Annotated in this window: 1 pseudogene; it reads right to left on the bottom strand. The window is 67.4% G+C overall.

Annotated elements, in window-relative coordinates:
* Window positions 1-31: 31 nt before the first annotated feature.
* Window positions 32-1,097, bottom strand: a pseudogene (locus H7965_RS29955) (IS630 family transposase).
* Between the last annotated feature and the right edge of the window lie 89 nt (window positions 1,098-1,186).

The raw sequence follows: 1,186 nt of genomic DNA, 5'->3' as shown, positions 1-1,186 counted from the left end.
TCCGCGCACAGGTCTCGTGGTACCAAGCTGACTATGGACTGACCTGTCGGACCCATTCGAAGTCGGTCAGCGACTGGATGCGTCCGGTCTCAGCAATGAGCTTGTTCCACGCCTCGCAGCAGGCATTGATGATGGCGCGCGTGTCGCCGAACAGCCGGCCCAACAGGTAGCGGTCCCGCAGGTACTGCCAGACCCTCTCGATGGCGTTCAGCTCGGGCGAGTAGGGCGGCAGGTGGATCAGGCTGATGTTCGGCGGCACGCGCAGATCGTTGGCGATGTGCCATCCGGCGTTATCGATCAGCATCACCGCATGGGTTCCGGCCGGCAGCTGCGCGGCGACCTCCTCGAGCAACAGGTTCATGGCCATGACCGAGACATGGGTCAGCACGATCGCCGCGCCGGTGTCGCGCGCCGGGCAGACCGCGCCGAGGATGTAGGCCGAGCGGTAGCGCTGGTCCTTTACCATCCGAGGCCGCATGCCGCGCTGGAACCAGCGGCGAACCATCCGCCCCTTCTGGCCTACTCTGGCCTCGTCCTGGAACCAGACCTCGATCCGCTCGGCCTCGGGGTGGTCGGCCGCGATCTGCGCAAGGGCTTGCGCGAAGCCCCTTTTTTGAAGCGCTCCTGCCCGGCGCGGTCGGTCTCGGCATGACGGGGCCGCGGCGTCTGCCAGGACAGGTCGAGGCTGCGCATCAGCTTGCCCATGCCGGTCTCGCTGTAGATCACGCCGAAGCGCTCCTGCACGATCCGACAGAGGTCGACCAGCCGCCAGGTCGACACGCCATCCACCTCGGGATCCGGCCCCTGCAATACGATCGCCTTCAGCGTCGCCTGCTGGCCCTCCGTCAGCCGACAGGGACGGCCATCTCCCCAATGGTCTGACAACCCGGCAGGCCCGCCTCGGTTGTAGCGGATGACCCAGTCCCGCAGTGTCTGCAGGTCCATGCCGGCCACTCGCGCCGCCGCCTCGCGGCTCAGGCCTTCCAGAGCCGCCGCGATCGCCAGCAGGCGCCGGGCTACCGCAAATCGCGGACCGCCTTCGCCAGCCGCCGCAACTCGGCAGGCGGCACGTCTTCCCGGATCATCAGCGCCGGCATGGTCCGTCCCCAGATGCCATGCCAGCCGATGAATCACGCCCGACCGCGTCGGATCAAACCCCAGAGCCAGACCTTCAGCCGCTTGGTAT

This window comes from Siccirubricoccus deserti (assembly GCF_014283215.1).
Classification (GTDB): domain Bacteria; phylum Pseudomonadota; class Alphaproteobacteria; order Acetobacterales; family Acetobacteraceae; genus Siccirubricoccus; species Siccirubricoccus deserti.
Note: the sequence above shows the minus strand (reverse complement) of the source record. Positions and strands in the feature narration are given on the sequence as shown.